The sequence below is a fragment of the Mucilaginibacter sp. UYP27 genome, assembly GCF_040547175.1.
Lineage (GTDB): Bacteria > Bacteroidota > Bacteroidia > Sphingobacteriales > Sphingobacteriaceae > Mucilaginibacter.
The window spans coordinates 1,114,698-1,140,516 of the sequence record NZ_JBEPPE010000001.1 but is presented as its reverse complement, the minus strand read 5'-3'; the positions used below and the strand labels follow the sequence as shown (position 1 = coordinate 1,140,516).

The window sequence follows — 25,819 nt, the reverse complement described above, 5'->3', positions numbered from 1 at the left end:
GATGTTATTTTAATACCAGTAAGGTGCTTAAAGGATAATGGTCTGACAATTTTTTTTCGATGATCTTGTACTCCGTTACATCAAACTGCGGGCTGGCCATTATATAATCTATCTGGTAATTGGGGAAATCCCCGTTATACGTACGGCCCAAACCAGCACCCTTTTCGCGAAACGCGTTTTTTAAACCTTTTGCCATTTGGTTAACCGCGAAGGATGAAGGGGTATCGTTAAAATCGCCGGAGATAACATACGGGTATGGGCACTTTTTGGCATGTTCTTTAATGACGAACACCTGCTCGGCACGTTTCGCGAAAGCGGTTTTCAATTTCCAGCCAACGCGTTTTGTGGCCCCTATATCTGTTTTCCCTTTTGATGAGAGGTTGCCCAGGTATTTATAGTCCTGCGGTTCAAACGCTATGGATTGTAAATGAACGCTGTAAATCCTCACCATCGCGCTATCCTTCTGCACATCAACATACACACACTGGTTGCCGCTGCCCTTTACTGACAGTTGTATCAACCCGTAAGCTTTTATGGGATACTTAGAAAAAATAGCCAGGCCTATGGCCTCGCTGGCACTGGTCATGGTAGCCTCAAAATAATAATGTTCGGCACGCATTACTTTTTTGATAGAATCTATCATAGCGTATTGCCCCTTTTTTCGTGTAAAAAACTCCTGCATGCCTAAAATATCCGGTTGCTCCTGCCCAATCAGGTCCAATATTTCGTGCTTGGTAGAAATATCATTTTTCTCGCCGTATCGCTTAAAATCGTGCACGTTGTAGGTCATTACCCGTAATTGTTTTTTGGGAGCCGACTGGCTTGCCCCTTCCGGCAAGCGGATGCCGATATTATTGTTCAGCACGTTCCACCCCATTAAAATGGTTATAAACGACAGGCCGATGAACCAGCTCCTGCGGATGAGCCAGTAAACCATTATAATAACATTTGCCAAAAGTAAAGGCGGGTAAGCAAGGCCAAAAAAAGCGATGGGCCAAAAGCTGCGGGGATCTACATAGGGCGCCAGGTAACCCAGCAACAGGGCGGCGCACAATGCATAATTTATCCAAAGGAAAACACGATCAATAAAATTTAGCCCCTTCTGTTTAGCCATCATTATTGTTGCTTGCCCTTGAAAGGGTTTCTTTTTCTTGCTTGTTTAAACTATCGTAACCACTGCCCGATATTTTATCAAGGATGCGGTCTATTTCGTCCTGCTGTGGCACACCTGATGCTTTGCGCTGCGGAGCATTGTAGCTCACCACCTTTAATTTGGGTTTGGGTGCAAACAGCTTATTGATGCTCTTGATCCAATCGTTACCACGGTTTAACTGCTTTATGTAAATAAAACCCAGTAACGCGCCGCCAATTTGTGCAATTTGGGTGCCCGGGTTATTACGAGCACCAATCAGCGCGAGTGCCACATAAACGATGCAAACCCACTTTAACCTAACCCTGCCAATGATAATAAGTTGCAACTCGTGATTTGGTAGTAGTGTTGCAGTAGCCACCATAATGCTCATAATACTTACAGATGCCCCGGTTATACCAATTGCAGGCAAGTTTACATTATAAATAGCAAGTACATTATAAGTAATAACGTATAATAATGCACCTGCAAAACCGCCTATTAGGTATAAGCCTATCAGCCGTTTGTGGTTCAGATACTCCTCAAATATCCTACCTAACCAGTACAGCCAAAGCATGTTAAACAGGGCCGGGAAAAAACCCTCGTTCATAAACATATAGGTGAGTGGTGTCCAAAAATGCTTCAAAAGATCCGGCCAGGCCGGGAAGAGCAATAGGTACTTGTTTGTTAAAACGCTTGTAACCGGAATAACAGCCAATAAAAAAACAACAATATTAATTCCGATCAGCAGATTTATACGGCTGTCGGCTTTTAATAGCTTGTATTGGATATCTTTCCAAAGAGTCATAACCCGTATTTATATTATTTAAACAGCTTTTAATAAAAATTGTTAGGCCGTTTTATTCCCCAAAGTTTTATTAAAAGGAAGCCGAATAGCGCACCACCAAGGTGTGCAAAGTGGGCAACGTTATCACCCGCAAAACGGCCGATGCCGGTAAACAACTCGATTGCAATGTAACCGATAACCACATATTTTGCTTTGATAGGAACAGGGATGAACATGATCATCATTTCCAGATTAGGGAACAGCATGGCAAAACCTACCAAAATCCCAAATATGGCACCCGATGCGCCCAGCATCGGGAAATTCATAATCCCGTAAAGCTTTTGTGCGTTCTCCGGCCCGCCATAATTAAAGTACGATGCTTCTAACTCGGGGTGTGGAATAGTAAATGCCCCCGTTAGGGCGTGTATCTGAACAGCTTGTACCACCATGTACAAAACATAGGCGCCAATGCCTGTTATAAAATAATAGTTAAAGAATTTTTTAGACCCCAGGGTATATTCCAGCATCGGCCCAAATGAATATAGGGCAAACATGTTAAACAAAATATGCGTAAGTCCACCGTGCATAAACATGTAAGTGATTATTTGCCATGGCCTAAATGCCGGCGCAAGCGGATAATAGGCTGCAAAAAGAGCGTTCAGATCTATCAGCTTTGCTAAAGCATATGTGGCAATAAAGAACAGGATATTAATGATAAGCAGGTTTTTTACTACCGGCGGCATATTGGCAAATGGTGATTGCATGTTGTGTACGTGTAATATGGTTTAAGCTGTTAAGCTATTTTTCAAATCGTTCTGCTAATTCGTTAAGTGTAAAGGTACTAATTACAGGCTTGCCATTTAGTGCCAGGTTTGGCATTTGGCAGGCAAAAAGCTGATCAACCAGTTGGTTCATTTCTTCCATGCTTAGCTTTACACCCGCTTTTAACGCCGCATTGCGTGCCAGCGAGCGGGCAAGGTTATCGCGTTTATCTAACTTTAATATTGCCAGGTTGTTTTTAAAGCCTTCCAGTAATTGTTCCAGTAATTCGTTCTCGCTGGCGTTGGTAATATCTGCCGGGATGCCCTCTACTACAACGGTGTTACGGCCAAACTCGCGGATATCAAAACCAAGCGCGCGGATATCAGGTAACAGTTCTCTCAATAACTCAAAATCGGCGCTGTTTAGTGTAACCGATTGCGGAAATAAACTCTGCTGACTAACCCCGCTATGATTTTGCAATTGCTGCAAAAAACGCTCGTACAAGATGCGCTCGTGAGCGGCCTGCTGGTTTATCAGCATAAAGCCCGATTTTATCTGCGACAGTATAAACCTGTTATGCACCTGGAAGAACTGTTTCTCGCTGCTTTTGCTTATCTCCTGCTCGTTTATGGCAACGCTGGTTCCACCATGCATTTCGTGCTGCAGGGTTTCTTCCTTTTTGCTTATCTCGTACAAGGTATCCCAGTTGCGCGGAATGGCAGTATGGTGAGTGTTACTATCGCGCAAAAAAGGGATCTCCCGCTCGCTCGTCCTTTTTTCGGATGCGAAGGGGTTAAAGTCCGGGTTAAAGGCTATAGTTGGCTGTTTAATTTCATCAAAAGGCTTTTGGGTGATGAGGTGGCCTATGCTGTTCTCCTGGTCAAAATCTAAAGTCGGAGTAATGTTATATTTACCCAGCGAGCGTTTCACCGCCGAGCGGATAATAGCGTAGATAGATTTCTCGTCCTGGTATTTTATCTCGGTTTTTGTGGGATGTACGTTGATATCTATCTTGGCCGGGTCTATGTCTATAAAAAGTACATAAAGCGGGAATGTCTCATCGGGCAGTAACTCCTGGAAAGCCGTTAGCACCGCGTGATTCAGGTAGGCATCTTTTATAAAACGGTTGTTCACAAAAAAGAACTGCTCGCCGCGGGTTTTACGCGCAAACTCGGGCTTGCCCACAAAACCGCGCAGGTTAATAATAGTGGTTTCTTCTTCAACAGGCACCAGGCGCTGATTGTAATTATTACCGAACAGGTGCACGATACGTTGTTTCATGGCTGATGCCGGCAGGTGATAAACTTCCTGCCCATCGTGGTGCATAGTTAAAAACACTTGCGGGTTGGCTAATGCTATGCGCTGAAATTCATCAATAATGTGGCGCATCTCTACCGGGTTACTTTTTAAAAAGTTACGGCGGGCTGGCGTGTTATAAAAAAGGTTTTTAATACAAATTGATGTACCAAAGTTTGCAGAGCATGCTTCCTGGCTTATCACTTCCGATCCTTCTATCTGGATGCAGGTACCTAATTCATCTTCGTGGCGGCGGGTTTTTAGTTCTACCTGAGCAATTGCAGCGATGGAAGCCATAGCTTCGCCCCTAAAACCCATGGTGCGGATGGCAAAAAGGTCTTCGGCCTTGCGGATCTTTGAGGTGGCGTGGCGTTCAAAACACATGCGCGCGTCGGTAAGGCTCATACCGCAGCCGTTATCAATAACCTGTATCAATGATTTACCGGCGTCCCTTAATATCAGTTGAATTTTATCGGCACCGGCATCTATCGCGTTCTCTATCAATTCTTTTACTGCGGATGCAGGGCGTTGTACTACTTCGCCAGCGGCTATCTGGTTGGCAACGGCATCCGGTAAAAGCTGAATTATATCTGGCATTAAAAATATTTCCCTTCCGGCACCCAAAACAGGTGCATCAATTAAGACGCTAAATTAATTATTTGATTGCATAACTTTACCCTTACATACTTGTATATAATATTTACATTAATTTATTTACATCTACCTGTCTATTAATATGAAGAAACTCTGGCCATTGCTGTTTTTATTGGTTACAGCATGTAAACAAAAAGAATACAACGCCGACCTAATCGTAAAAAACGCCCTCGTATATACTGTTGACAGCACTTTTTCTACCGCGAACGCATTTGTAGTAAGCAGCGGCAAGATAGTCGCCGTTGGAAATATCGATACCCTCGAGAAAAAGTACCTTGCCCACGAAGTGATCGATGCCGGAGGCAAAGCCGTTTATCCCGGCTTTATTGATGCACATGCGCATTTCATGGAATACGGCATGGGTTTGCAAAATGCCAATTTGGTGGGCCTAAAAAGCTGGGAGGCTACTTTAGATACCGTAAAAAGCTACGCCGCTCATAAAACCGAAGGCTGGATAGTTGGTGCCGGATGGGACCAAAATACATGGACTAACAAATCATTCCCTAATAAAGCCAAACTGGATTCCTTGTTCCCGGTTCGCCCTGTAATTTTGAGCCGGATAGACGGGCACGCGGCTATTGTTAACCAGGCAGCCCTGAATATCGCGGGTGTAAAGCCCGGCCAAAAGATAATTGGCGGTGAGGTAGAGACCGTTAACGGCAAGCTTACCGGCATCCTGGTAGATAATGCTGTAGGCATTGTAACCCGCAAAATCCCGGAACCTACCGAGCAAATGGTACAAAGCGGATTGTTAGCCGCGCAAAAAAATTGTTTTGAAGTTGGCCTAACCACGGTTGATGATTGTGGCGTGCCGTATCAACTGGTAAACGTTATTGCCTCCTTACAACACAAAGGCGACCTTAAAATGCGCCTTTACCTGATGCTTGCCGACCAGCAGGAGAACTACGAATACCTTTTTAAACGCGGGGCTTACAAAACACCGGGCCTTAACGTACGCTCATTTAAAGTTTATGCAGATGGCGCTTTGGGATCGCGCGGGGCGTGTTTGCTTCATCCCTACAGCGATCAAAAAAACTGGAGCGGGTTTTTACTAAGTTCTAAAGCACATTTTGAAGAGGTTGCTAAAATGATTGCCGCAAAAGGTTTTCAAATGTGTACACATGCCATTGGCGACAGCGCCAACCGCGTGATGCTTAAAATTTACGCAGAAAATCTGAAGGGCAAAAATGACAAGCGCTGGAGAATAGAACACGCGCAAATTATAGCGCCCGAAGATGTAAAGATGTTTGGCGATAATAACATTATTCCATCGGTACAACCAACGCATGGTACATCTGATATGACCTGGGCGGTTAAACGACTTGGTGCCGAAAGGTTGAAAAGCGGCTATGCCTACAAAAACCTGATGAAACAAAACGGGTGGATCCCGCTGGGGACTGACTTCCCGGTAGAAAATATAAACCCGATGTACACGTTTTATGCTGCTACCGAGCGTAAAAATTTACAAGGCCAGCCCGAAGGCGGTTTCCAGATGAACAACGCGCTTAGCCGTACAGAAGCCCTGCGCGGCATGACCATCTGGGCGGCAAAAGCCAACTTCGAGGAAAAAGAAAAAGGCAGTATTGAGGTTGGCAAATATGCCGACTTTGTGATACTGGATAATGATATTATGAAAGCCAAAGGCAGCGAATTGCCAAATGTTAAAGTTTTAAAAACGTATATAAATGGTGTTAAGGTTTATGAGAAAAAATAAGCAGCGTATCTATTTCCTGCTGCTATCCGGGTTTGCATTTTTTAATTCCGCATGCGCGCAAAACCCACCGTTAACGGGTAAAGCTTATGTGAAAGAACAGCTATTGGTTGAGCAAGCTACTGTTTTGCTGAACAACGAGAAGCAACTGATACCCCTGCAAAACCTGGAGGTGAAGAAGATTGCCAGCATCCACTTTTCATCAGCGAACAGCATTGGTTTTGATAGCCTGCTGAATAAATATGCCAAAGTTGATGCCTTTAACGGCAACGATTACCTCAGCACCAAATCATTAGAAATGCTGGCGCAGGACACCAAATTTTACAATACCCTCATCATCCAGCTAACGGATAACGAGGCCAACAACCCGCGCATCATCAGCTTTATTACCGATAACCAAAAGATTAAAAATGTGGTGGTTTCTTTATTGGGAACAGGGCCCGCACTGGCTAAGCTGAATGACGTTTCGGCGCCGGTGATCTGGTCGGGCAAGGTATCGCAGGTAGCAGCTTTCTACAGTGCTCAGGCGATTTTTGGCGGGGTAGCTATCACACAAAAACTTACAAAAACATACTCGCCAAAGTATACTACAAATACGGGGTACCTTACATCTAAAACCCGTTTGCAATACACTGTGCCCGAGGATGCCGGTATTAATGCTGATAACATGAAAGCCATTGATGCCATAGCACAAGAGGCCATTAGCAGCAGGGCCACTCCCGGTTGCGTGGTGTTGGTTGCTAAAGATGGCAAGGTGATCTTCAACAAAGCCTATGGGTCGCACACTTATGACAACAGCATCCCCGACAGGATAACCGACATTTTCGATATAGCTTCCATGACCAAGATTTCGGCTACTACCATGGAAGCCATGCAACTTTATGACCAGGGCAAGCTAAACCTCGATTCGACATTAGGCACCTACATGCCTATCACGCGAAACACCAACAAAAAGACGCTGACCGTTCGCGAATTGCTGGAGCACCAGGCAGGTTTGATCCCCGACATTTCCACGTTCGAAGTGATAAAACCAGCTGACCACAGTACCGATTCGTCGGCGGCATTCCCGGTTAAGGTTAATGACAACTATTACGTACGTAAAGGTTACTTCAACGAGGTGATGCTGCCGGCTGCCTTGCGTTCGCTGGTTAAAACCCGCGGGCAATATGTGTACAGCGATGTGGGTATGATATTTTTGCAGCAGATAGCCGAAGCCATAACCGCTACACCGCTGAACAGATATGTACAGGATAAATTTTACACCCCGCTGGGGATGCAAACCGCGGGCTTTTTACCGCTGTACCGTTTCCCGGCAAACCGCATCCCGCCAACCGAGGATGATAAAAAAGACCGTAAAACTTTAATAGACGGCTACGTGCACGACCCAACCGCAGCCCTTATGGGTGGCGTTGCCGGCCACGCAGGTGTGTTTGCAAGCGCAAATGACATTGCAATACTGTACCAGATGATGCTTAACCGCGGCACCTACGGTGGGGTACAATATGTTAAACCCACAACGGTAGATCTTTGGACATCCAAACAATCGCCGGTTAGTCGCCGTGGCCTTGGTTTTGACCGCTGGGACCCAATCGCCGACAGGCATTACCCATCCAGATTAGCATCAGACCAGTCATTCGGCCACACTGGCTTTACCGGCACCTGTGTATGGGTAGATCCTAAATATGGATTGGTTTACGTGTTCCTGTCCAATAGGGTACACCCCAACGTTGGCAGCAAACTGGGTAGCCTAAACATCCGCCCACGCATCCAGGATGCGGTTTATGAAGCGATACAGAAAGGAATGTAAGAGTTAAATATTGGCACACGTGCGATTTAAAAATCATTTGTATATTTGTAATAAAGAAACTCAACATTAAATGTCTAATACAGTTTTCAAACCACTTTTTCAAAGAACCCTATCGGAGCAGTCAAAACTGATAAACCCGCAGGTAAAAAGGGTGCAACAAGAAAATATTAGTCGTGGCCTTTATAATAGTTATCGGGACGCCCGATACAAATCAAATGATATATTGATACGTAAGTATGAAGATCATAGAGAAGTTATTAAAGTTAATGCAATTACTGGGCTTACGCAAACAATCAAAACCATAAGGTAATGACAGCCCCACAGCTGTATGTTTTTGCCGGCCCAAATGGAGCCGGGAAAAGCACATTTGCTGCTTCTATGGTTCCACAGGGTACTCCAATATTTGATGGCGACAAAAAATTCGCCGACTTAAAAGCATTTTTTTATGACTTGGATGAAAGCCTTATATGGCTTTCAATTACCGACGTCCATTTTCCTGAATGGAAAGAAAAAATGATATATCGTAAAGGAGATGTAGCTTTTGAAACAAACTTTCGTGACCCCGAAGTGATTAATTCTGTTAAACAGTTTATGAATCATGGCTTCGAATCCCGGTTAATTTTCATGGGTCTCGATTCTGTAGAGGCCAGTATCGAAAGAGTTGAACTACGGGTTGCTAAAGGCGGGCACGATGTTTCCGTTGAGTACATCAATATTAATTATGAAAAAAGCCTCGCAAATCTATTTGAGTTTCACAACACCTTTACGTCTATACATCTTTACCAAAATTTTCAACCACCGGGCAAGGCTATGAACATGGTACCCTTAATGAACGTTATAAAAGGTGAAATTACGGAAGAGGCGCCCCAATTGCCAATTTGGGCTGGTGATTTTAAAACTTTGCTCAACAATAGATAACAAAGAAAGCCACAGCAAACCGCCGCTTTCCTTGTTATCTATTCTCGTCATTGCAATGACGTAAGGGAGTTAATTAATCTATCCACTCAAACTTAGTATAAGGCACAAGCACCTCTGGCACTTTTATGCCTTTATCCGTTTGATTATTCTCCAACAATGTTGCCACAATACGTGGCAAGGCTAATGCACTACCATTAAGCGTGTGGGCCAATTGTGTTTTACCCTCTGCATTACGAAAACGTAGTTTCAATCGGTTACTCTGAAATGTTTCGAAGTTTGATACGGATGATACCTCTAACCAGCGTTGCTGCGCGGCGCTCCAGGTTTCCATGTCGTAAGTTAATGCGCTGCCGAAACCCATATCGCCACCACACAGGCGCAATACACGGTATGGCAAACCAAGTTTTTGTAGTAGGCCCTGTACATGGGCACTCATGCCTTCCAGCACATCGTATGAATTATCGGGATGTACAACCTGTACAATTTCTACTTTATCAAACTGGTGTAAACGGTTCAAACCACGTACATGCGCACCGTAAGACCCGGCCTCGCGGCGAAAACAAGGTGTATGTCCGCAGTTTTTAACGGGTAGTTCATCAGCCTTTAAGATCACATCGCGGTACATATTGGTGATAGGCACCTCGGCAGTAGGGATCAGGTATAAATCATCAACCCCTACATAGTACATTTGTCCTTCTTTGTCGGGTAACTGTCCTGTTCCAAAGCCGGATGCCGCGTTTACCATAAGCGGTACACTTACTTCGCTGTAACCTGCTTTTTCGGCCTCATCAATAAAAAAGTTGATGAGCGCGCGTTGTAATTTGGCACCCTTATTTTTATACACCGGGAAACCTGCGCCGGTTATTTTAACACCCAGTTCAAAATCTATCAGGTTATATTTTGCTGCCAGTTCCCAATGCGGCAAAGCATTGGCGGGCAATTCTGGGATAGTGCCATTCTCCAGCACCACCTCGTTTTCCTCCGGCGTTATACCTTTTGGTACAGATGAATGTGGCAGGTTCGGCAGCTGAACAAGCGCTTCGTAAAGCTCTTTTTCAGCTTTTGCTAATTCTTCATCAAACTTTTTAATGCTTTCTTTTGAATTGCCTGTTTGTGATTTCAGCACTTCCGCCTCATCCTTTTTACCGGCACGCATTAGTTCACCAATTTGTTTGGCAGATGCATTAGCCCTTGCTTTTTCTTCTTCTCCACCACGTTGCGCAACCGAACGTTCGCTATCCAGTTCAAGGATCCTATCTACCAATTCCGGCTGCTTAAAATTTTTTACAGCCAAACGTTCTAAAACCTGTTCCCTGTTATCGCGGATATAACTAACTTGCAGCATTGAATTTATTTTAAAAGGCAAAGATATAATTAGTTCATAGATGATGGTTCATAGTTAATGGTTTTTTGTAGCTGCAAGCACCATTGGCAAACCCACATTTTTTTATGAACTATGATCCATGAACCATGAACGCTACCACACCATCCGGCAAACTATATTTAGTACCTACCCCAATTGGCAACCTGGAGGATATGACCTTTAGGGCTATCCGTATTTTAAAGGAGGCCGACCTGATACTGGCCGAGGATACACGTACATCGGCACCGATGCTAAAACATTTCGACATCCAAAACAAGGTGTTTGCGCATCATCAGCATAACGAGCACCAGTCCAGTAACGAGATCATCAAGTTTCTGCTGATGGGACAAAATATAGCGTTGATAAGTGATGCCGGTACGCCTGCCATATCCGACCCCGGGTTTTTCCTGGTGCGCGAGGCTTTAAAATTCAACATCCCAATAGAATGTCTGCCGGGCGCAACGGCATTTGTGCCCGCGCTGGTTAACTCGGGCTTCCCTACCGATAAGTTTTGTTTTGAGGGTTTTTTGCCATTGAAGAAAGGCCGCCAAACCCGCTATAAATTCCTGGCGACAGAAGAACGCACCATTATACTTTACGAGTCGCCGCACCGTTTATTGAAAACGCTTGATGAAATGGCAACCTATTTTGGTGCCAACCGCCAGCTTTCAGTATCGCGCGAGCTGACTAAAATGTTTGAAGAAACCGTAAGAGGTACCGTTACCGAGGTTAAAACCTATTTTGAAACCCACCCGCTTAAAGGTGAGTTTGTAATGTGCGTTGCAGGTGCCGCCCCTGCCGAAAATGATAAAAAGAAAAACAAATATGCGGATGATGATGACGAAGATTAGCGACTTAAAGTAATGGAAACAATTAAAAGCTTTGTTGCATATAATTTAAAGCAACTTAAAATAGCCTTCATTATCACTACTTCCATTATGGCTGTATTTATAGCTTGCATGTTGTTTTTCGGTTTGTCGAGGTATTCTTTATTCGATAAGATAACATTACCAATAGGATTTGGAATTGTTGTAGGATGTAGTGTCGTGCTAATGATGATTTTGATTGGCTGTATTAACTGGTTCTTCAGGGAAAGATACTTCAATAAACATTTAATGATTTTAATCGACCAATTTAACTTTAGTGTTCGCCCGTATCCAAAGTCGGTATGGGAGCTTACTAAACCTGCATTGTTTGGCAGCTTACATGGACAAGAAATGGTAATTGAACTTATAGAGCAAAAAGATCTGTTTATCGCTTATAAAAACGGAAGCAACGATTTCGACAAGAAATACGGGCTTATATATCGCTATAAAAATTTAAAAAAATTGGGCGTTGAAAATTTGGTTAAAGAATTAACGACCATTGCACAGGGCACTTAACAACAAATGAAAAAAAACCTACTACTCGCTATATTTTCCGGTTTACTGCTTTGGGTGGCCTGGCCGCCTACACAATACACTACATTCTTTTTATTTGTGGGCTTTGTGCCGATGTTGCTGGCTATGGAAAACATCATTCAATCGGATGTTGCCGGGAAGGGTAAAAAGATCTTTAACACCGCATTTATCGGGTTCTTCATCTGGAATACGCTTTGCGTTTATTGGGTGTACAATTCACTAAAAGTAATTGGCCCAATTGTAGCTATACCCATAACGCTGATACCTTACGCGCTTGGGCCGCTGTTAATGGCTACGGCTTGCTGGTTATATTACCGGGTTAGGCTTATCTCCGGGCGCGCAATTTCCTTGGTTGCCTTGGTTTGTTTTTGGATAGGTTACGAATACCTGCACCAAAGCTGGGACTTAAACTTCCCGTGGATGACGCTGGGTAACGGTTTTGCCACCTCACATAAATGGGTGCAATGGTATGAATATACTGGCGTTTACGGCGGCACCATTTGGGTGTGGGCAATCAATATCTTGCTGTTTCTGCTTTATATTGGCTTACGCGAAGAACAGGCTAAACAAACCCGCAAGAACCTAATTATAAGTTTTACGTTGGTTTTGGTATTACCTTTAGGCCTATCGCTTTTCAAATACTATAGCTACAAAGAGCAGATAAACCCATCTAATATCGTGGTGGCTCAGCCTAATGTAGATCCTTACCTCAAAGCGGAGATCCCTGTTTATAATCAAATAGAAACCTTAACACACCTGTCAGATTCTATTGGGCAGCGCAATACCGAGTACTTTATCTGGCCCGAAACCGCTATCTCGCAGGATATGGACGAAGACCATATCTATACCGAAAACAGCTATCTGCAGGTAAAAAAGTTTTTGAACAGGTTTAAAAACGCTAACGTTTTAACAGGAGGCGAAACACATAAATTTTACACCAAGCGAGCAACTAAAACTGCAAGCCCTTTACCGGAACAGCCGGGTGTGTTTTTCGATAATTTTAGCGCGGCTATTAATATCGAGAATTCATCCAAAGTACAGTTCTATCATAAATCGCGATTAGTACCGGGAGCTGAGTCGTTGCCTTTTGGGAGTGCTTTATCTTTCTTAAAACCTGCCTTTGAGCACTTGGGGGGTGCAACCGGCAATTATGGCCTGCAAACTGAGCCCACCGTATTTTATTCACAAAGCGGGATAGGTGCCGCGCCGGTTATCTGTTACGAATCTATCTATGGCGAATGGGTGTCTAAATACGTAAAACAGGGCGCGCAATTCGTTGCTATTATCACTAATGACGGCTGGTGGGAAAATACTTCCGGTAAGGACCAGCATTTGGACTACGCCAAGTTACGCGCTATTGAAACCCGCCGCTGGGTTTGCCGATCGGCCAATACGGGCATCTCGGCATTCATCAACCAGCGGGGCGATATTGTGCAGCAAAGCAAGTGGTGGGTGCGTACCGCATTAAAGCAGGACATCAACTTAAATTCCGACATAACGTTTTATGTAGCGTACGGCGATTACCTTCCAAAGATCGCGAGCTTTTTAGCCGTGTTAGGCATCTTTTTGATCGGGATAAAAAAGAGTTTTAGCCACTAAGTGGACTATCCCCTCTTCACAATAAACTCCATTAGATCCAGAATTGGCTGGCGGATGATCTTGCCTATATGCACATCGTTCTCTTCGCAAACGGCTTTTAACTCATCGGCAAAAATATAGGCAATGGAGCCTACAAAATGGCATTTGAACTTATCAAATTGTGGGTACGATTTGATATTGGTATCTACAAACTCCAGCAAGCCTTTTCTTAGCAGGTCCTGCCCGTATTCTGAAGCGCGGATCTCCGTTAAAAATTTAGAGAATGATGCCAGGTAAGAGTTACCGCGGGGTTTTTGATAGGTATTGATGATAACATCTTCCTTTTGCAGGTTATAAGTTGCCTTAAACTTATTGTTAATATCGTCGGGCATGTTGCCGTAAAGGTAATCTGTTACCAGGGCCTTGCCAAACCAGGTGCCCGAGCCTTCGTCGCCCAGTGCATAGCCAAGGCCATGCTGCCCGTCGTGGATATCCTCGCCGTCAAAAAAAGAGATATTTGAGCCTGTGCCCAATACGCAGCAAAAACCTTTCTCGTGCCCGCATGTGGCGTATGCCGAAGCCAGCAGATCGCTGTCTACACTTACATAGGCGTTAGGTATTAATGTACTGATGGCGTTTGATACTATCTCGTGCCTATCCGGGCTGGAGCAGCCCGCTCCAAAAAAATAGATCTCGGTTATATCCGCAGCCATGGCAACCATTTCTGGTACCTGTTCCTGTATAATCTTTACTATTTCCTTTTCGGTTAAAAAGTATGGGTTTAGGCCGGCCGATTTAAATGCCTTGTTTTCTTGCCCTGGCACTGATAGCAGCCAGTCTGTTTTAGAAGATCCACTGTCTGCTACTAATATCATGTACAAAGTTCCTCAAGCACCTCGCGGGTAAGCGGCTTATGCACAAACTGGGCAACGTATTTATTGCTTTTTGAGTTGTTCATGTCGGTTGGGTCAAGGGATGATGAAAGCATAAAAATCTTCACCGCGTCCTTATTATCCAAATTAAGCGCTTCGTATTCCTTTAAAAACTCAAACCCACTCATCATAGGCATGCGGATGTCCAGAAAAATGGCGTCGGGCTTAACGCTGCCTTCGCGCAGGGCGTTTATGGCATCGTGTGCCGATTGTATTACAATTATATTATCTGCGAAGTTAGCACTTTCAATAATTTTGCGCGTAACAAAGTTGTCAATATAATTGTCATCAATGAGCAGGCATGTGTTGAAGTGAACAGGCATCGTTGTTCAAAAATAAACTTTTAAAGCAATTAAATATAGTTTATTGAATATTTATACTGTTTGTTATTTGCTGCAAGGTAACCTCGGCCATTTTTGACTGATACTGCGCCGAAAAAAACTTGGATTGCGCATCTAAATAATTCCTTTGCGCCTCGCGGATCTCTAACTGGGTGATGTTGCCTATCTTATATTTCTCTAACGAGATCTCCAGGTTCTTACGGGCAAGTTCCACACTGGATTGCCCAATTCTTATCAAATCTAAACCCGATAAATAAGCCACATAAAAATTACTTATCTGTGCTTCTACATCCAGCATTACCTGCTTTTGGCTCAGGTCGGCATTGGCAATTTGGAGTTTGGCATTACGCTCGCGCCGCCATTGATTAAGCCCGTCGAATATATTTACGGATGCCGTTAAGCCATAAGCAAAACCGTGTGAGTTTTGGCTAAGTGTAAAGCCCGCGGGCGTTTTGCTATTAGTAAAGATGTAGCCAGATGTTACGCCGATGACCGGATAACGGGTTGATTTAACCTGCCTTAAACTTATCTCGGCCAAGCGTTTATTTATTTGGGCTGATAATATATCGGGGTTTTGCGCCTGGGCTTTAGCAATGATGTCGCCCAGTATCAGTGTATTGTTTACCATTATGGTATCGCCAACGGTAAAGTCTGTTTGCAGGTTACGCACCAGCAGTTGGTTCATTTGGATCTTGGTTTGGCGGAACTGTTGCAACTGAATTACCAGGTTGGAAGTATCTGTGTTCAGATTTACCTGGGCATTGTAAACATCCAGCTTTGAAACCCGGCCCACTGTAAACTTATCATTAGAATAGCGCAGTTGCGTGCGCGAAATCTCTATAGCACCGCTTAAAGCTTTTATCTGCTCCGTTTGGCTGATAAGGTTGTAGTACGTATTAATAACATTGGCAACCGTGCTTTGAATAGTATCCTGCAAGCGGATGGCACCAAGTTTATCCTGCTCTTTCAGCATATCGTAATTAGCGAACATATTAAAGCCATCGAAAATCGTCCAGTTGAGGTTTACACCGTAGTTATTATTGCTGTTATTGGCAGAAAGGTTGTTAACCGTACCATCGGTGCGGGTTTGCTTTATTTTTTGATTACTGTTATTCAAAGCAGCATCGCCGGTAACTAAAGGCAAAAAGCCCGCGTTACCAAGCGTAACGTTATTGCTGGCTATGGCAGCGTTGTTTTGCGATAGCCTTATGTTGTAATTGTTCTTTAGTGCTATTTCAACGGCATCCTTTAGGGTAAGCAACGGGGCACCCTGCGCCCACGCCCCTGCAACGGTAGCACAGCAAAAGATCAAGCAAATAATTCTTTTAATATTCATATTGCTTAAAGTTTTTCAATTAATAAAGGAGCTTTTGGTTCAACTTCCTCTTCCGGCTCATGGTCGGGGTCGCGGCGGGTTTTGGATGCGAACACCATGTACATGGTTGGGATAACATAAAGCGTTAACACTAATGAGAACAACATCCCGCCAATAATTACAATACCTAACGATACACGGCTTTTTGCACCTGCACCTAATGCCAAAGCGATTGGTACGGAACCCAGCACTACTGCCAAACTGGTCATCAAAATCGGGCGCAAACGAGATGTCGCGGCTTCAACAACAGCATCATATTTACTTAAACCATGCTCCATACGCTGGTTGGCAAACTCTACGATCAGAATTCCGTTCTTGGTTACCAAACCTACCAGGGTAATGATACCTATCTGGCTGAAGATGTTAAAAGTTTGGTCGAACAACCAAAGGGACAGGAATGCCCCGGAGATTGCCAAAGGCACGGTAAGCATCACCACAAACGGATCTACAAAGCTTTCAAACTGTGCGGCAAGCACCAGGTATATTAGCAGCAAAGCAAAACCAAATGCAAACAGGATGTTTGATGAACCCTCGGCAAAATCCCTTGACGGGCCGCTAAGCGCGGTGCTAAAGGTATCGTCCAGTAACTTGGCTTTGATGCGTTCCATTTCGGCAATACCATCACCTACCGTTTGGCCCGCCGCAAGCCCTGCCTGTACCGTTGCCGATTTATACCTGTTAAAGTGATAAATAGACGGCGGACTGGCGCTTTCGGCCACCTTCACCACATTATCTAATTGTACCAAACCGCCTTTGCTGCTGCGTACGTAAACAGATTTAAGGTCTAAAGGCTGGTCGCGGTTGGCGCGGTCTACCTGGGCTATTACCTGGTATTGTTTACCATTTATCAGGAAATAATCTAACCTGCCGGCACTGTAATACAATTGTAGCGTCTGGGCGATATCATCAACCGAAACACCCAGGTCTCGGGCACGGTCACGGTCTGTAGTAACCCTAAGCTCGGGCTTAGTAAATTTCAGGTTAACGTCCGATCCCTGGAAAACAGGGCTTTTAGATACCTCCGCGAAAAACTCGGGAAGCACCTTTCTTATCTTTTCAAAATCCTGGTTTTGGATAACATATTGCACGGGCAACGAAGTACGCGCACCGCTACCACCACCGCTTATGGTTTGCTCCTGCACCACAATGGCGCGGGCGTCAGGCATTTTAGTTAATTTTTTATTCAGCCAGTCGGCGAGTTCCTGCTGGGTACGGCCACGCTCATCCGGGGCAACCAAACCTACACGCCCAAAGCCCGAGTTGGCAGATCCACCACCACCAAACGATGGCGATACGATCTCGAGGTTCACATTAGCTTCGGGGATAGAATCGGCAACCAGGTTAGCCACCTTATCCATATAGCGGGTCATATATTCGTAAGTAGCACCTTCAGACCCGGTAACCGAGTACCGCAAAAGGCTGCGGTCATCAAGCGGGGCAAGCTCTGACGGTGTTATTTTGAACAATACGCCGGTTAATATCAATGAGCCGCCAAGTATCACCCATGACACCCACGTTTTTTTCATGAAGTTAACCAGTGTTTCGGTATAACCGGTGGTCATGCCTACAAAGAAAGGTTCGCTCCACTCATAAAACCTCGATTTCTTTTGGTTCTTGCGGATCAGCTTTACGTTAAGCATCGGTGTTAAGGATAACGACACGAAGGCCGAGATCAATACCGCCCCGGCGACGACGACCGCGAATTCCCGGAACAGCCTGCCTGTAAAGCCCTGTAAGAAAACGATAGGCAAAAACACCGCGGCTAAGGTTACCGATGTAGATACCACCGCGAAAAATATCTCGGCACTACCTTCAAAAGCCGCCTTGCGTATGGCCATACCAGCCTCTACTTTTTTGTAGATATTCTCCGTTACCACTATACCATCATCTACCACCAAACCCGTGGCAAGCACAATGCCCAGTAAGGTTAGGATATTGATAGAAAACCCAAATACATACATGATAAAGAATGCCCCTATCAGCGATACCGGGATATCTATTAACGGCCGGAAAGCGATGAGCCAATCTCTAAAGAACAGGTAGATGATTATTACCACCAAAATGAACGAGATCAGCAACGTTTCCTTTACCTCGGTAATGGAGTTGTTGATGAATTTGGTATTATCCAAAGCTACCTTCACGGTAATATCGGGCGGCAGATCTTTCTTGATCTGCTCTAAACGTTTATAAAAATCTTCAGCAATTTGTACGTAATTAGCTCCCGGTTGCGGCACAATAGCCAAACCAACCATCGGCACGCCGGATTCTTTCAACGATGTTTCCTCATTTGCAGAACCAAGGACCGCATAGCCAATATCATTAAGCCTGATAACGCGGTTACTATCGGCACGGATTATCAGGTTATTAAACTCTTTTTCTGTAGTTAGTTTACCAAGCGCGCGGATGGTGATCTCGGTATTATTACCTTCAATTTTACCGGCTGGCAGCTCCACGTTCTCGCGGGCCAATGCGGCACCAATATCGGTAGCTGTTAGGCCAAGCGATGATAGTTTATTAGGATCTATCCAAAGGCGCATGGCGTACTGGCGCTGGCCCTGTACATTAATGGTACTTACGCCGGGGATGGTTTGCAACCCCTCCAGCAATACATTTTCGGCGTAATCATCTACCTGGGTGATGTTACGGGTGTTACTGCTTACAGTAAGGGTGATAATCTGGTCGGCGCTGGCATCAGCTTTGGTAACTACCGGCGGGGCGTTAATATCTTGTGGTAGCTGGCGTTGCGCCTGCGATACCTTATCGCGCACGTCATTAGCCGCTGTTTCAAGGTCTGCATCCAAATCAAATTCTACAGTGATGTTACTGGACCCAACCGAACTTGTTGATGAGATATTACGGATACCCGGCACACCGTTAATAGCTTTTTCTAATGGCTCGGTAATTTGCGACTCGATAACATCCGAGTTGGCACCCGAGTAACTTGTAGATACGGAGATTATAGGCGGATCTACCGACGGAAAATCCCTCACCCCCAAAAACTTGTACCCAATTACACCAAATACAACTATCACAACAGATAAAACTGTTGCCAATACGGGTCTCTTTATACTTACGGAAGATAAACTCATATCGGTTATTTGATAACTTTAAGGATCTTCAACGGCGATTTAGGGCGGATCTGGATCAAGCCCGACACTACAATACTATCGCCTGCTTTAAGGCCATCTATGATTTGGATCTTAGTATCGGTACGCAAGTCGGTCTTCACATCTTTAGCTACCGCGATACCATTTTTATATAAATAGATCTTGCTGCTCTTCAGATCGGGTATCACACACTCGGTTGGCACCATAATGGTCTTGGGGATCTGGTCGAGCGTTAAATTAATTTTGGCGAAAGCTCCCGCTGTTAAAGCATTTTTGGGGTTTGGTGCTTTTGCACGTACTGTAATGGTACGGGAGTTGGCATCTAACGCGGGCTCAATAGCATACACCGTTGCCTTAAAGTTATCCCTCGAACTTTCTACCGTAAAACTAACCTTGCTGCCCGTACCAATAATTGGCAGGTAGCGCTCAGGTACCGAAAAGGTAACTTTTGCCGGGTCGATATTTACGAGTGTAGCAATTGATGTAGATGGCGAAAGGTAACCACCCGGGCTAACATTTCTTAAACCAATAACACCAGAGAACGGCGCACGGATCTCGGTACGGCTTATTTGGGCGCGCACAACATCTGCCTGTGCCTGTAAGGATTGCAGCGACGATTGCGAAGTTTGATACTCCTCTTTGCTCACAGCTTCTTTTTGGTATAAGATCTTATTGCGGTTGTTGATATCGCGGGCAAGTACCATTTGCGCCTGGTATTGTTGTAAAGATGCTTGCAGGTCCTGGTTGTAAACTTTTACCAGCAGCTGCCCTTTTTTTACACGGGCACCTTCGTTAAAATATATCCCGGTAATATTACCGGCGGTTTGGCTTATCAGGTTTACACGTTCGTTGGCATCAATGGTGCCGGTGATATCTATTTGATTACTGACGGCGGTATCCTTAACTACCATAATATTAACCGATACAGGGCCGTTTTTTCGCTTGCCTTTACCGGCAGCAGCAGCGGAATTTTCCTTACCTTTTTTACTGAAGAATTTGTTATAAATTAAAAATGCAACAAGCAGCGCAAGTAACGTATAGATGATGTATTTTGCTTTCATATCTGCTTGTAATTGTTATTAGTACCTATTGGTCTATGTTTTTAAAATGCAAACCATATGTAATTATAAACTGTTAAAACCCGTGCATGTACCTAATTGGTGCAACACAAACAACAGCCATACTTGTTTGAACTTGCAATATTAACTGCTTAGCTATCAATTTGATTGCATGTATCAACCATTTTACATCACAACTGTTTTTGCCCCATTTATTTAAAAACATAAAATTTATAACTTGCCGCATGAAAAAACTGCAACTAACAGCACTGGTACTTTTAACCCTCTTTTTTATGAATGTAACCACGGGCAGCGCGGCTGGCCTTGCTAAAATATCGTACAAAGTTAGCTTCCCCGAAGCACAGGCACATTATGTAGATGTAGAAATGACCATATCGGGCCTGGCACAACCATCGCTTGAAGTTAAAATGCCTGTTTGGGCGCCCGGCTCATACCTGGTAAGGGAGTTTGCCAAAAACATCGAATCGCTTAGCGTTAGTGCTAATGGCAAAGTGGTATCTGCGCCCAAGATCAATAAAAATACCTGGAAGATAAATACTACCGGCCTTACGTCGGTAACGGTAAAATATAAAGTTTACGCTTTCGAGCTATCGGTACGTACCAGCTTTATCGATGTATCGCACGCGTTCCTTTCTACAACAGGCATCTTCCTGTTTCCTAAAGGCATGCTGGCACAACCATCAACTATCACTATAAAGCCTTACAAAGATTGGAATAAGGTATCTACCAGCCTTGAAATGGTTAATGGCGATGCATTTACCCGCACCGCCCCAAGCTACGATATCCTGTATGATTCTCCATTAGAAATTGGCACCCAGGATGTGTTTGACTTTGATGTTGCGAACACGCATTACGAAGTTGCCATGTACGGCGGCGGCAACTATGATAAAGAACGCCTCAAGAAAGATATGGCCAAGATCATCGAAGCTGAGGCGGCTGTTTTTGGCGAAAACCCCAACAAGCATTACACCTTTATCGTTCACAACAAATTACGCAACGGTGGCGGTTTAGAGCACTTAAGCTCTACTGTTTTAGGCGCTTCGCGTGATGGTTACACAAACGAACGTACGTACCACGGTTTTTTAGGTTTGGTTGCGCACGAGCATTTCCATCTGTGGAATGTGAAACGTTTACGCCCAATTGCTTTAGGCCCGTTTGATTACGACAACGAGAACTACACCACCAACCTTTGGATAGCAGAAGGATTTACGGCTTACTACCAAAACATTATTTTACGCTACGCAGACCTGTCAAATACCGAAACTTTCCTGGGTGATATGGTAAGCGATATCAACACGGTAGAAAACCAACCGGGTACCAAAGTACAGCCGCTATCAGAATCGAGCTTTGACGCGTGGATAAAAAGCTATCGCCCCAACGAGAACTCGTACAACATAGGCATCTCTTACTATGACAAAGGCGCGGTGATAGGTATGTTGTTGGACCTTGAGATAATAAACAACAGCAACGCCAAATACAGCCTTAACGATGTAATGAAGTACATGTACGACACATATTACAAAGGCAAAAAACGTGGTTATACCGATGCGGAGTTTAAAGCGGGTTTTGAGAAATTCGCGGGTAAGAACCTGAATGATTTTTACGCGCAGTACATTAATGGCTTATCTGCTATTAAGTATGATAAATACATGGGTTATGCAGGTTATAAATTAGCCGATGAGATGGCATCTACTAACAATGCCGATTTAGGTATCGCGGTTAATACCCGTAACATCATAACAACGGTTTTCCGCGATGGTGCTGGCTGGGTTGACGGCCTAAACGTTGGCGACCAGATCACCAATATTGATGACACCCCGGTTACCGACATATCTTCCATTAAAGGAAAAAAAGTGGGCGACAAAATTGTGGTGACTGTTAGCCGTGATGGGCAAGCATTTAAAATACCTGTTACCCTAAAACGTAACGATAACGTTAAATACACCATTACCGAATTACCAAATGCTACACCGCAGCAATTAGCAGTACGCAAAAAATGGCTTAAGCTGTAATTAGCCGCTTATAGGTATCTAAGCCTCTTTGCAAATTGCAAAGAGGCTTTTTTGTGGGTACCATTCCTTTTAGTTGAAGGAAAAAAATATAAAACATTTTATATCTATTTAACATTGTATTTAAAAAACCTTCGGAAAAACATTTTAATACATTAACCATGAACTCTTTATTATATACGATAGCTGTCATTTTATTAATAGGCTGGGCAATCGGCTTTTTCTTTACTGCTGTAGGTAGTCTGATACACATATTGCTTGTTATTGCGGTTATATCCGTAATATTCGGCATTATCCGCCGGCCTACGGCTGTATAAACCATCCGATAATTATTTTAAGGCTGGGCTGTGTCCCGGCCTTTTGTGTAAGCACCCGATCCTCAACAAAATTGACCCAACCATGAAAATACCATTCACTCCACAATTACTTGGCGACCTGATAGAAAAGGGTTATACCTATGTTTTGGCAAGCACACATGACGACCCATCATCGCCGGCGGCGTCAAACATGGTTTTAAAACCTGTGCGCGAAAAACCAAAGCTTAACAACCTGCCCGATGGATTTAACACTTTTTACAAAATAACGCGCGAGCCTATGCAGCTTGCTTGCGGTGTAGACGGGGTTACCATTGAAGTGGATTATGCCACGCTTAACCAAAACATAACCGGGGAGGATATTTTTGAAGATAGTTACTTTAGAATGAGCGAAGATTTTTTTCACCAGGTTTTAGATAGCCTGGAGGATTATGCCGTGATAACCACCGATAAAAACGGCGATATCAATAGCTGGAATAGTGGCGCACAGCGAGTGTTGGGCTATACCGAACCGGAAGCTATTGGTAAATGCGCCGATATTTTTTTCATCCCCGAAGATGTTGCCAAAGGCGCGCCCGGACTGGAATTAAGTACCGCCCTGAAAGAAGGTCGCGCAATAGACGAACGCTACCATATGCGCAAGGATGGTTCGCGCTTTTGGGGCAGCGGCCTGGTGTTCCCGCTACAGGATGAGGATAGCAAACACCGCGGCTTTACTAAAATTATGCGCAACCTGCGCGAGGAAAAAGAAGCACGGGATGAAGGGCCAAAACTTTAGGAATAAAAAAAGCCGGCTTGTTTCACAAGCCGGCCGGGTTAAACTATAATTAACTGATTATTTTCCTAACAATCCTTTTTTAGTGGTGATGAGTATCACACCATTATCTCCGCTTTTGCCATACAAGGCAGTTGCCGACCTATCTTTTAGTACGGATATGCTTTCTATATTGCCCGTTGGGATCAATTGCATTTTTTCCTGTTTAATGATTTCCCCGTTAAGCACATATAGCGGATTTGTACCGTGGCCGTTACGTATTTTTATTAAAGGCGCAACGTGGCTTGTATCTACCCAATTATAACTTTTTACAGGTGTGTAACCTACTTTAGCTGGTTTATCATCATCGGCAGCTAACGTGAAGTTTATTGGTAAACTGTAGGCTACTCTAACAACGCGGCCATTTTGAATGCCCGGTTTCCATGCAGGACTGTTACCCATTACCCTAAGCGACTCTTTATCAATATCGTCGCTCACGCCTCTTAAAATTTTTACACCTGTCAGCGAGCCATCTTTTTCTACTATAAAAGTTAAGATAACCCTGCCTTGAATGTTTTTATCTCTTGCATCTTTAGGATACTTAACGTTTTGCGAAAGCCATTTGCCAAAAGCACCATCCCCTCCCGGGAAATTTGGCGATTGTTCTACAGCTGTAAACACAGGGGAATCTTCGCGGGTAGTGGGTTTATCGTTAAATCCAACTTTGTTATTAAGTGGTTTGCCCTCCGCATCAACCTTTACACCGAGCGAAAAGGCTACCGGTACCGAATATTGCACACGTACCAACCGTTTGTTTTGGACACCCGGTTTCCATTTTGGCGAACCTTTAAGTACACGCACTGCTTCTTCGTCGGTACCACTCCCTAATGATCTTATTACTTTAATATCAGACAGAGAACCATCTTTTTCTACCACAAAGGTCAAAACAGAGCGGCCTTCAACCTTGTTTTTTACAGCTTCGGCAGGGTATTTTATGTTTTTAGCCAAGTATTGGCTGAAAGCCGTTTGCCCTCCCGGGAAACTTGGTGATTGTTCCACCGCGCTAAAAATCTGGTTTTTATTCTCCTCAGGAATGGTATCAGCCGGGGCTGCAGGTAACTTGTCCTTTTTAGGGTCGTAAGTTACGATGGTTGTTTTGTAGGTAGTGTCGGCTAAAACCGCTTTTGCAGGGGCTTCAAAAACAAGTTCTGCATGGTTGTGAATGGCATTTATAGCCTTACTGTTCTCGATAGTTGCCGATGAAAGTACCAGCATTAGTATAAATAGCGGGGCCGACAAGCCGTATTTGATAAGCTTAAGGCGCTGCGATCTGTTTTTTTGTAACATCATGATCCGTTTTTTTAGTAAACTGTGATTGTAAAATGGGTTAACTAATTGGTGTGCCGGCGTGGCAAACGTTTGGCTCAGTAATAACAATGCGTACTCTGCCTTGTTAGTACCTGCTTTAAGCGTATGCCTGTCGGCGATGTACTCGTGCACGTGTTTAACAGCAAATCGGTACAGATAAACCACGGGGTTAAACCAATTGATGATCATCACCGCTTCTATGATCAGCACGTCTGCTGAGTGGAATTGGCGGGCATGCACCAGCTCGTGTTTCTCTATAACTTCTTTGCCATCTATACCCTCGCTTACCCTTATCTTGTTAAAAAAAGAATAGGATACTGATGGCGTAGGGTCTTTAATTATTCGTTGTAATAGTATAAGTTGAATGATAAGCTTTAAAGCTAATATCAACACCCCTGCCGCGTAAAGCCCTACCAGCACCTGGCCTATGGTTATGGGGTTATCTTTTATGGGGGCAAGGTCTGTTATGGTGATGGCGTTACTACCGTAAATACTGTATTGAACTTTTTGGGTTATGAAAAGCCCCTTAACCCACTCGCTTTGTATCAGGGGGATAAAAAACGAAAGGATGGCCGTACCAACCAGGTACACGCGGTTAAGTTGAAAAAACGTTTCGCGGCGCAGCAATAAACTATAGAAGCCGAAAAACAGCGTCAGGTAAATATTTACCAGCAATAAATAATGCCACCAGTTCATAACTATTTGTCTTTTAGTTTTTCAATCAGTTTCATGATCTCATCGGCCTCTTTCAGGTTAATTTTTTCCTTGTTCACAAAAAAGGAAAGGATCCTGTTAACCGAGTTGTCAAAATACCCGCTCAGCAATTTATCGGCAGCAAAGTTTTTGTATTGCTCTTTGCTTACTATGGGGTAATACTCGTGGCTTTTGCCAAAAGCATTATGGTCTACAAAGCCCTTGGTTTCCAGTATCCTAATAATTGTTGATACCGTGTTGTAAGCGGGTTTCGGCTCGGGTAAAACGTCTAAAACATCTTTTACGAAGCCTTTTTCCAGCTGCCACAGCACTTGCATAATTTGTTCTTCGGCGCGGGTTAAATCTTTTATTTCCATTTAATTAAGATGATTATTATTACGTTAGTACTAAGGTATGTCATATAAACTAATTTAACAACTAA

At 44.1% G+C, this 25,819-nt stretch carries 21 protein-coding genes; 9 read left to right on the top strand and 12 right to left on the bottom strand.

The annotated features are described in order from the left end of the window. Nucleotides 1-4: 4 nt before the first annotated feature. From ABIB39_RS04985 to mutL, 4 genes are read right to left on the bottom strand one after another with little or no spacing between them, the layout of a single operon-like run. A complete protein-coding gene (locus ABIB39_RS04985) occupies nucleotides 5-1,117 on the bottom strand; it encodes an endonuclease/exonuclease/phosphatase family protein (RefSeq protein WP_354427824.1) in 1,113 nt (370 codons plus the stop codon). Continuing rightward, nucleotides 1,107-1,937, bottom strand: coding sequence for a rhomboid family intramembrane serine protease (locus ABIB39_RS04980; protein WP_354427822.1), 831 nt, complete (start codon nucleotides 1,935-1,937; stop codon nucleotides 1,107-1,109). The genes ABIB39_RS04985 and ABIB39_RS04980 overlap by 11 nt, the downstream gene beginning before the upstream one ends. Before the next feature lie 29 nt (nucleotides 1,938-1,966). Beyond that, entirely contained in the window at nucleotides 1,967-2,680 is a 714-nt protein-coding gene (locus ABIB39_RS04975; protein WP_354427821.1) for a rhomboid family intramembrane serine protease, read from the bottom strand. Nucleotides 2,681-2,714: 34 nt separating this feature from the next. Next, entirely contained in the window at nucleotides 2,715-4,571 is a 1,857-nt protein-coding gene (gene mutL, locus ABIB39_RS04970) for a DNA mismatch repair endonuclease MutL (RefSeq protein ID WP_354427820.1), read from the bottom strand. A 139-nt stretch (nucleotides 4,572-4,710) separates the two neighbouring features. Between mutL and ABIB39_RS04965 the strand changes: the two genes are divergently transcribed. The 3 genes from ABIB39_RS04965 to ABIB39_RS04955 all read left to right on the top strand — a co-directional run bounded on the left by ABIB39_RS04965 (nucleotide 4,711) and on the right by ABIB39_RS04955 (nucleotide 9,064). Beyond that, nucleotides 4,711-6,342, top strand: coding sequence for an amidohydrolase (locus tag ABIB39_RS04965; RefSeq protein WP_354427818.1), 1,632 nt, complete (start codon nucleotides 4,711-4,713; stop codon nucleotides 6,340-6,342). Next, on the top strand, nucleotides 6,329-8,146 hold the full coding sequence (locus ABIB39_RS04960; protein WP_354427816.1) for a serine hydrolase domain-containing protein: 1,818 nt from the start codon (nucleotides 6,329-6,331) through the stop codon (nucleotides 8,144-8,146). Before ABIB39_RS04965 ends, ABIB39_RS04960 begins: the two co-directional genes overlap by 14 nt. A gap of 309 nt (nucleotides 8,147-8,455) precedes the next feature. Then, complete coding sequence (locus tag ABIB39_RS04955; RefSeq protein ID WP_354427815.1) at nucleotides 8,456-9,064, top strand: hypothetical protein; 609 nt, start codon at nucleotides 8,456-8,458, stop codon at nucleotides 9,062-9,064. A 73-nt stretch (nucleotides 9,065-9,137) separates the two neighbouring features. Here the strand turns inward: ABIB39_RS04955 and serS are convergent, their stop codons facing one another. Then, a complete protein-coding gene (gene serS / locus ABIB39_RS04950; protein ID WP_354427814.1) occupies nucleotides 9,138-10,409 on the bottom strand; it encodes a serine--tRNA ligase in 1,272 nt (423 codons plus the stop codon). A gap of 125 nt (nucleotides 10,410-10,534) precedes the next feature. On the opposite strand from serS, the gene rsmI reads away from it, so the two are divergent. The 3 genes from rsmI to lnt are packed head-to-tail and all read left to right on the top strand — an operon-like array spanning nucleotide 10,535 to nucleotide 13,426. After that, nucleotides 10,535-11,278: a 16S rRNA (cytidine(1402)-2'-O)-methyltransferase gene (rsmI, locus tag ABIB39_RS04945; protein ID WP_354427812.1), complete on the top strand. Its 744-nt coding sequence runs from the start codon at nucleotides 10,535-10,537 to the stop codon at nucleotides 11,276-11,278. A 12-nt stretch (nucleotides 11,279-11,290) separates the two neighbouring features. Beyond that, on the top strand, nucleotides 11,291-11,809 hold the full coding sequence (locus ABIB39_RS04940; RefSeq protein ID WP_354427810.1) for a hypothetical protein: 519 nt from the start codon (nucleotides 11,291-11,293) through the stop codon (nucleotides 11,807-11,809). A gap of 6 nt (nucleotides 11,810-11,815) precedes the next feature. Continuing rightward, entirely contained in the window at nucleotides 11,816-13,426 is a 1,611-nt protein-coding gene (gene lnt, locus ABIB39_RS04935) for an apolipoprotein N-acyltransferase (RefSeq protein WP_354427808.1), read from the top strand. Nucleotides 13,427-13,431: 5 nt separating this feature from the next. Here lnt and ABIB39_RS04930 read toward each other — a convergent pair whose 3' ends face one another. The 5 genes from ABIB39_RS04930 to ABIB39_RS04910 are packed head-to-tail and all read right to left on the bottom strand — an operon-like array spanning nucleotide 13,432 to nucleotide 20,221. Next, nucleotides 13,432-14,280, bottom strand: coding sequence for an N-acetylglucosamine kinase (locus tag ABIB39_RS04930; protein WP_354427806.1), 849 nt, complete (start codon nucleotides 14,278-14,280; stop codon nucleotides 13,432-13,434). After that, on the bottom strand, nucleotides 14,277-14,660 hold the full coding sequence (locus tag ABIB39_RS04925; protein ID WP_354427805.1) for a response regulator: 384 nt from the start codon (nucleotides 14,658-14,660) through the stop codon (nucleotides 14,277-14,279). The genes ABIB39_RS04930 and ABIB39_RS04925 overlap by 4 nt, the downstream gene beginning before the upstream one ends. 40 nt (nucleotides 14,661-14,700) lie before the next feature. Next, nucleotides 14,701-16,014 (bottom strand): TolC family protein, encoded by a 1,314-nt coding sequence (locus tag ABIB39_RS04920; protein ID WP_354427803.1) that lies wholly within the window; start codon nucleotides 16,012-16,014, stop codon nucleotides 14,701-14,703. A gap of 5 nt (nucleotides 16,015-16,019) precedes the next feature. After that, nucleotides 16,020-19,142: an efflux RND transporter permease subunit gene (locus ABIB39_RS04915; protein ID WP_354427801.1), complete on the bottom strand. Its 3,123-nt coding sequence runs from the start codon at nucleotides 19,140-19,142 to the stop codon at nucleotides 16,020-16,022. 5 nt (nucleotides 19,143-19,147) lie between these two features. After that, complete coding sequence (locus ABIB39_RS04910) at nucleotides 19,148-20,221, bottom strand: efflux RND transporter periplasmic adaptor subunit (protein ID WP_354427800.1); 1,074 nt, start codon at nucleotides 20,219-20,221, stop codon at nucleotides 19,148-19,150. A gap of 242 nt (nucleotides 20,222-20,463) precedes the next feature. Here ABIB39_RS04910 and ABIB39_RS04905 point away from each other — a divergent pair, with 242 nt between their 5' ends. From ABIB39_RS04905 to ABIB39_RS04895, 3 genes are all read left to right on the top strand, one after another. Next, the gene (locus ABIB39_RS04905; RefSeq protein WP_354427798.1) at nucleotides 20,464-22,251 is read left to right on the top strand and encodes a M61 family metallopeptidase; all 1,788 of its coding nucleotides are present in this window, start codon (nucleotides 20,464-20,466) and stop codon (nucleotides 22,249-22,251) included. A 158-nt stretch (nucleotides 22,252-22,409) separates the two neighbouring features. Further along, on the top strand, nucleotides 22,410-22,565 hold the full coding sequence (locus ABIB39_RS04900) for a lmo0937 family membrane protein (RefSeq protein ID WP_354427796.1): 156 nt from the start codon (nucleotides 22,410-22,412) through the stop codon (nucleotides 22,563-22,565). An 82-nt stretch (nucleotides 22,566-22,647) separates the two neighbouring features. Continuing rightward, entirely contained in the window at nucleotides 22,648-23,340 is a 693-nt protein-coding gene (locus ABIB39_RS04895; RefSeq protein ID WP_354427795.1) for a PAS domain-containing protein, read from the top strand. A gap of 57 nt (nucleotides 23,341-23,397) precedes the next feature. Here the strand turns inward: ABIB39_RS04895 and ABIB39_RS04890 are convergent, their stop codons facing one another. Both ABIB39_RS04890 and ABIB39_RS04885 read right to left on the bottom strand, forming a co-directional pair. Further along, nucleotides 23,398-25,380: a TonB family protein gene (locus ABIB39_RS04890; protein ID WP_354427794.1), complete on the bottom strand. Its 1,983-nt coding sequence runs from the start codon at nucleotides 25,378-25,380 to the stop codon at nucleotides 23,398-23,400. 2 nt (nucleotides 25,381-25,382) lie between these two features. Further along, on the bottom strand, nucleotides 25,383-25,754 hold the full coding sequence (locus tag ABIB39_RS04885; RefSeq protein WP_322229134.1) for a BlaI/MecI/CopY family transcriptional regulator: 372 nt from the start codon (nucleotides 25,752-25,754) through the stop codon (nucleotides 25,383-25,385). Nucleotides 25,755-25,819 lie beyond the last annotated feature (65 nt).

What these genes read in the sequence shown, in the direction of transcription:
- ABIB39_RS04925 (WP_354427805.1), bottom strand. Translation starts at nt 14,660, where the DNA reads ATGCCTGTTCACTTCAACACATGCCTGCTCATTGATGACAATTATATT.
- ABIB39_RS04975 (WP_354427821.1), bottom strand. Translation starts at nt 2,680, where the DNA reads ATGCAATCACCATTTGCCAATATGCCGCCGGTAGTAAAAAACCTGCTT.
- serS (WP_354427814.1), bottom strand. Translation starts at nt 10,409, where the DNA reads ATGCTGCAAGTTAGTTATATCCGCGATAACAGGGAACAGGTTTTAGAA.
- mutL (WP_354427820.1), bottom strand. Translation starts at nt 4,571, where the DNA reads ATGCCAGATATAATTCAGCTTTTACCGGATGCCGTTGCCAACCAGATA.
- ABIB39_RS04955 (WP_354427815.1), top strand. Translation starts at nt 8,456, where the DNA reads ATGACAGCCCCACAGCTGTATGTTTTTGCCGGCCCAAATGGAGCCGGG.
- lnt (WP_354427808.1), top strand. Translation starts at nt 11,816, where the DNA reads ATGAAAAAAAACCTACTACTCGCTATATTTTCCGGTTTACTGCTTTGG.
- ABIB39_RS04915 (WP_354427801.1), bottom strand. Translation starts at nt 19,142, where the DNA reads ATGAGTTTATCTTCCGTAAGTATAAAGAGACCCGTATTGGCAACAGTT.
- ABIB39_RS04910 (WP_354427800.1), bottom strand. Translation starts at nt 20,221, where the DNA reads ATGAAAGCAAAATACATCATCTATACGTTACTTGCGCTGCTTGTTGCA.
- ABIB39_RS04900 (WP_354427796.1), top strand. Translation starts at nt 22,410, where the DNA reads ATGAACTCTTTATTATATACGATAGCTGTCATTTTATTAATAGGCTGG.
- ABIB39_RS04895 (WP_354427795.1), top strand. Translation starts at nt 22,648, where the DNA reads ATGAAAATACCATTCACTCCACAATTACTTGGCGACCTGATAGAAAAG.
- ABIB39_RS04920 (WP_354427803.1), bottom strand. Translation starts at nt 16,014, where the DNA reads ATGAATATTAAAAGAATTATTTGCTTGATCTTTTGCTGTGCTACCGTT.
- ABIB39_RS04940 (WP_354427810.1), top strand. Translation starts at nt 11,291, where the DNA reads ATGGAAACAATTAAAAGCTTTGTTGCATATAATTTAAAGCAACTTAAA.
- ABIB39_RS04985 (WP_354427824.1), bottom strand. Translation starts at nt 1,117, where the DNA reads ATGATGGCTAAACAGAAGGGGCTAAATTTTATTGATCGTGTTTTCCTT.
- ABIB39_RS04885 (WP_322229134.1), bottom strand. Translation starts at nt 25,754, where the DNA reads ATGGAAATAAAAGATTTAACCCGCGCCGAAGAACAAATTATGCAAGTG.
- ABIB39_RS04980 (WP_354427822.1), bottom strand. Translation starts at nt 1,937, where the DNA reads ATGACTCTTTGGAAAGATATCCAATACAAGCTATTAAAAGCCGACAGC.
- ABIB39_RS04965 (WP_354427818.1), top strand. Translation starts at nt 4,711, where the DNA reads ATGAAGAAACTCTGGCCATTGCTGTTTTTATTGGTTACAGCATGTAAA.
- rsmI (WP_354427812.1), top strand. Translation starts at nt 10,535, where the DNA reads ATGAACGCTACCACACCATCCGGCAAACTATATTTAGTACCTACCCCA.
- ABIB39_RS04930 (WP_354427806.1), bottom strand. Translation starts at nt 14,280, where the DNA reads ATGATATTAGTAGCAGACAGTGGATCTTCTAAAACAGACTGGCTGCTA.
- ABIB39_RS04905 (WP_354427798.1), top strand. Translation starts at nt 20,464, where the DNA reads ATGAAAAAACTGCAACTAACAGCACTGGTACTTTTAACCCTCTTTTTT.
- ABIB39_RS04960 (WP_354427816.1), top strand. Translation starts at nt 6,329, where the DNA reads ATGAGAAAAAATAAGCAGCGTATCTATTTCCTGCTGCTATCCGGGTTT.
- ABIB39_RS04890 (WP_354427794.1), bottom strand. Translation starts at nt 25,380, where the DNA reads ATGAACTGGTGGCATTATTTATTGCTGGTAAATATTTACCTGACGCTG.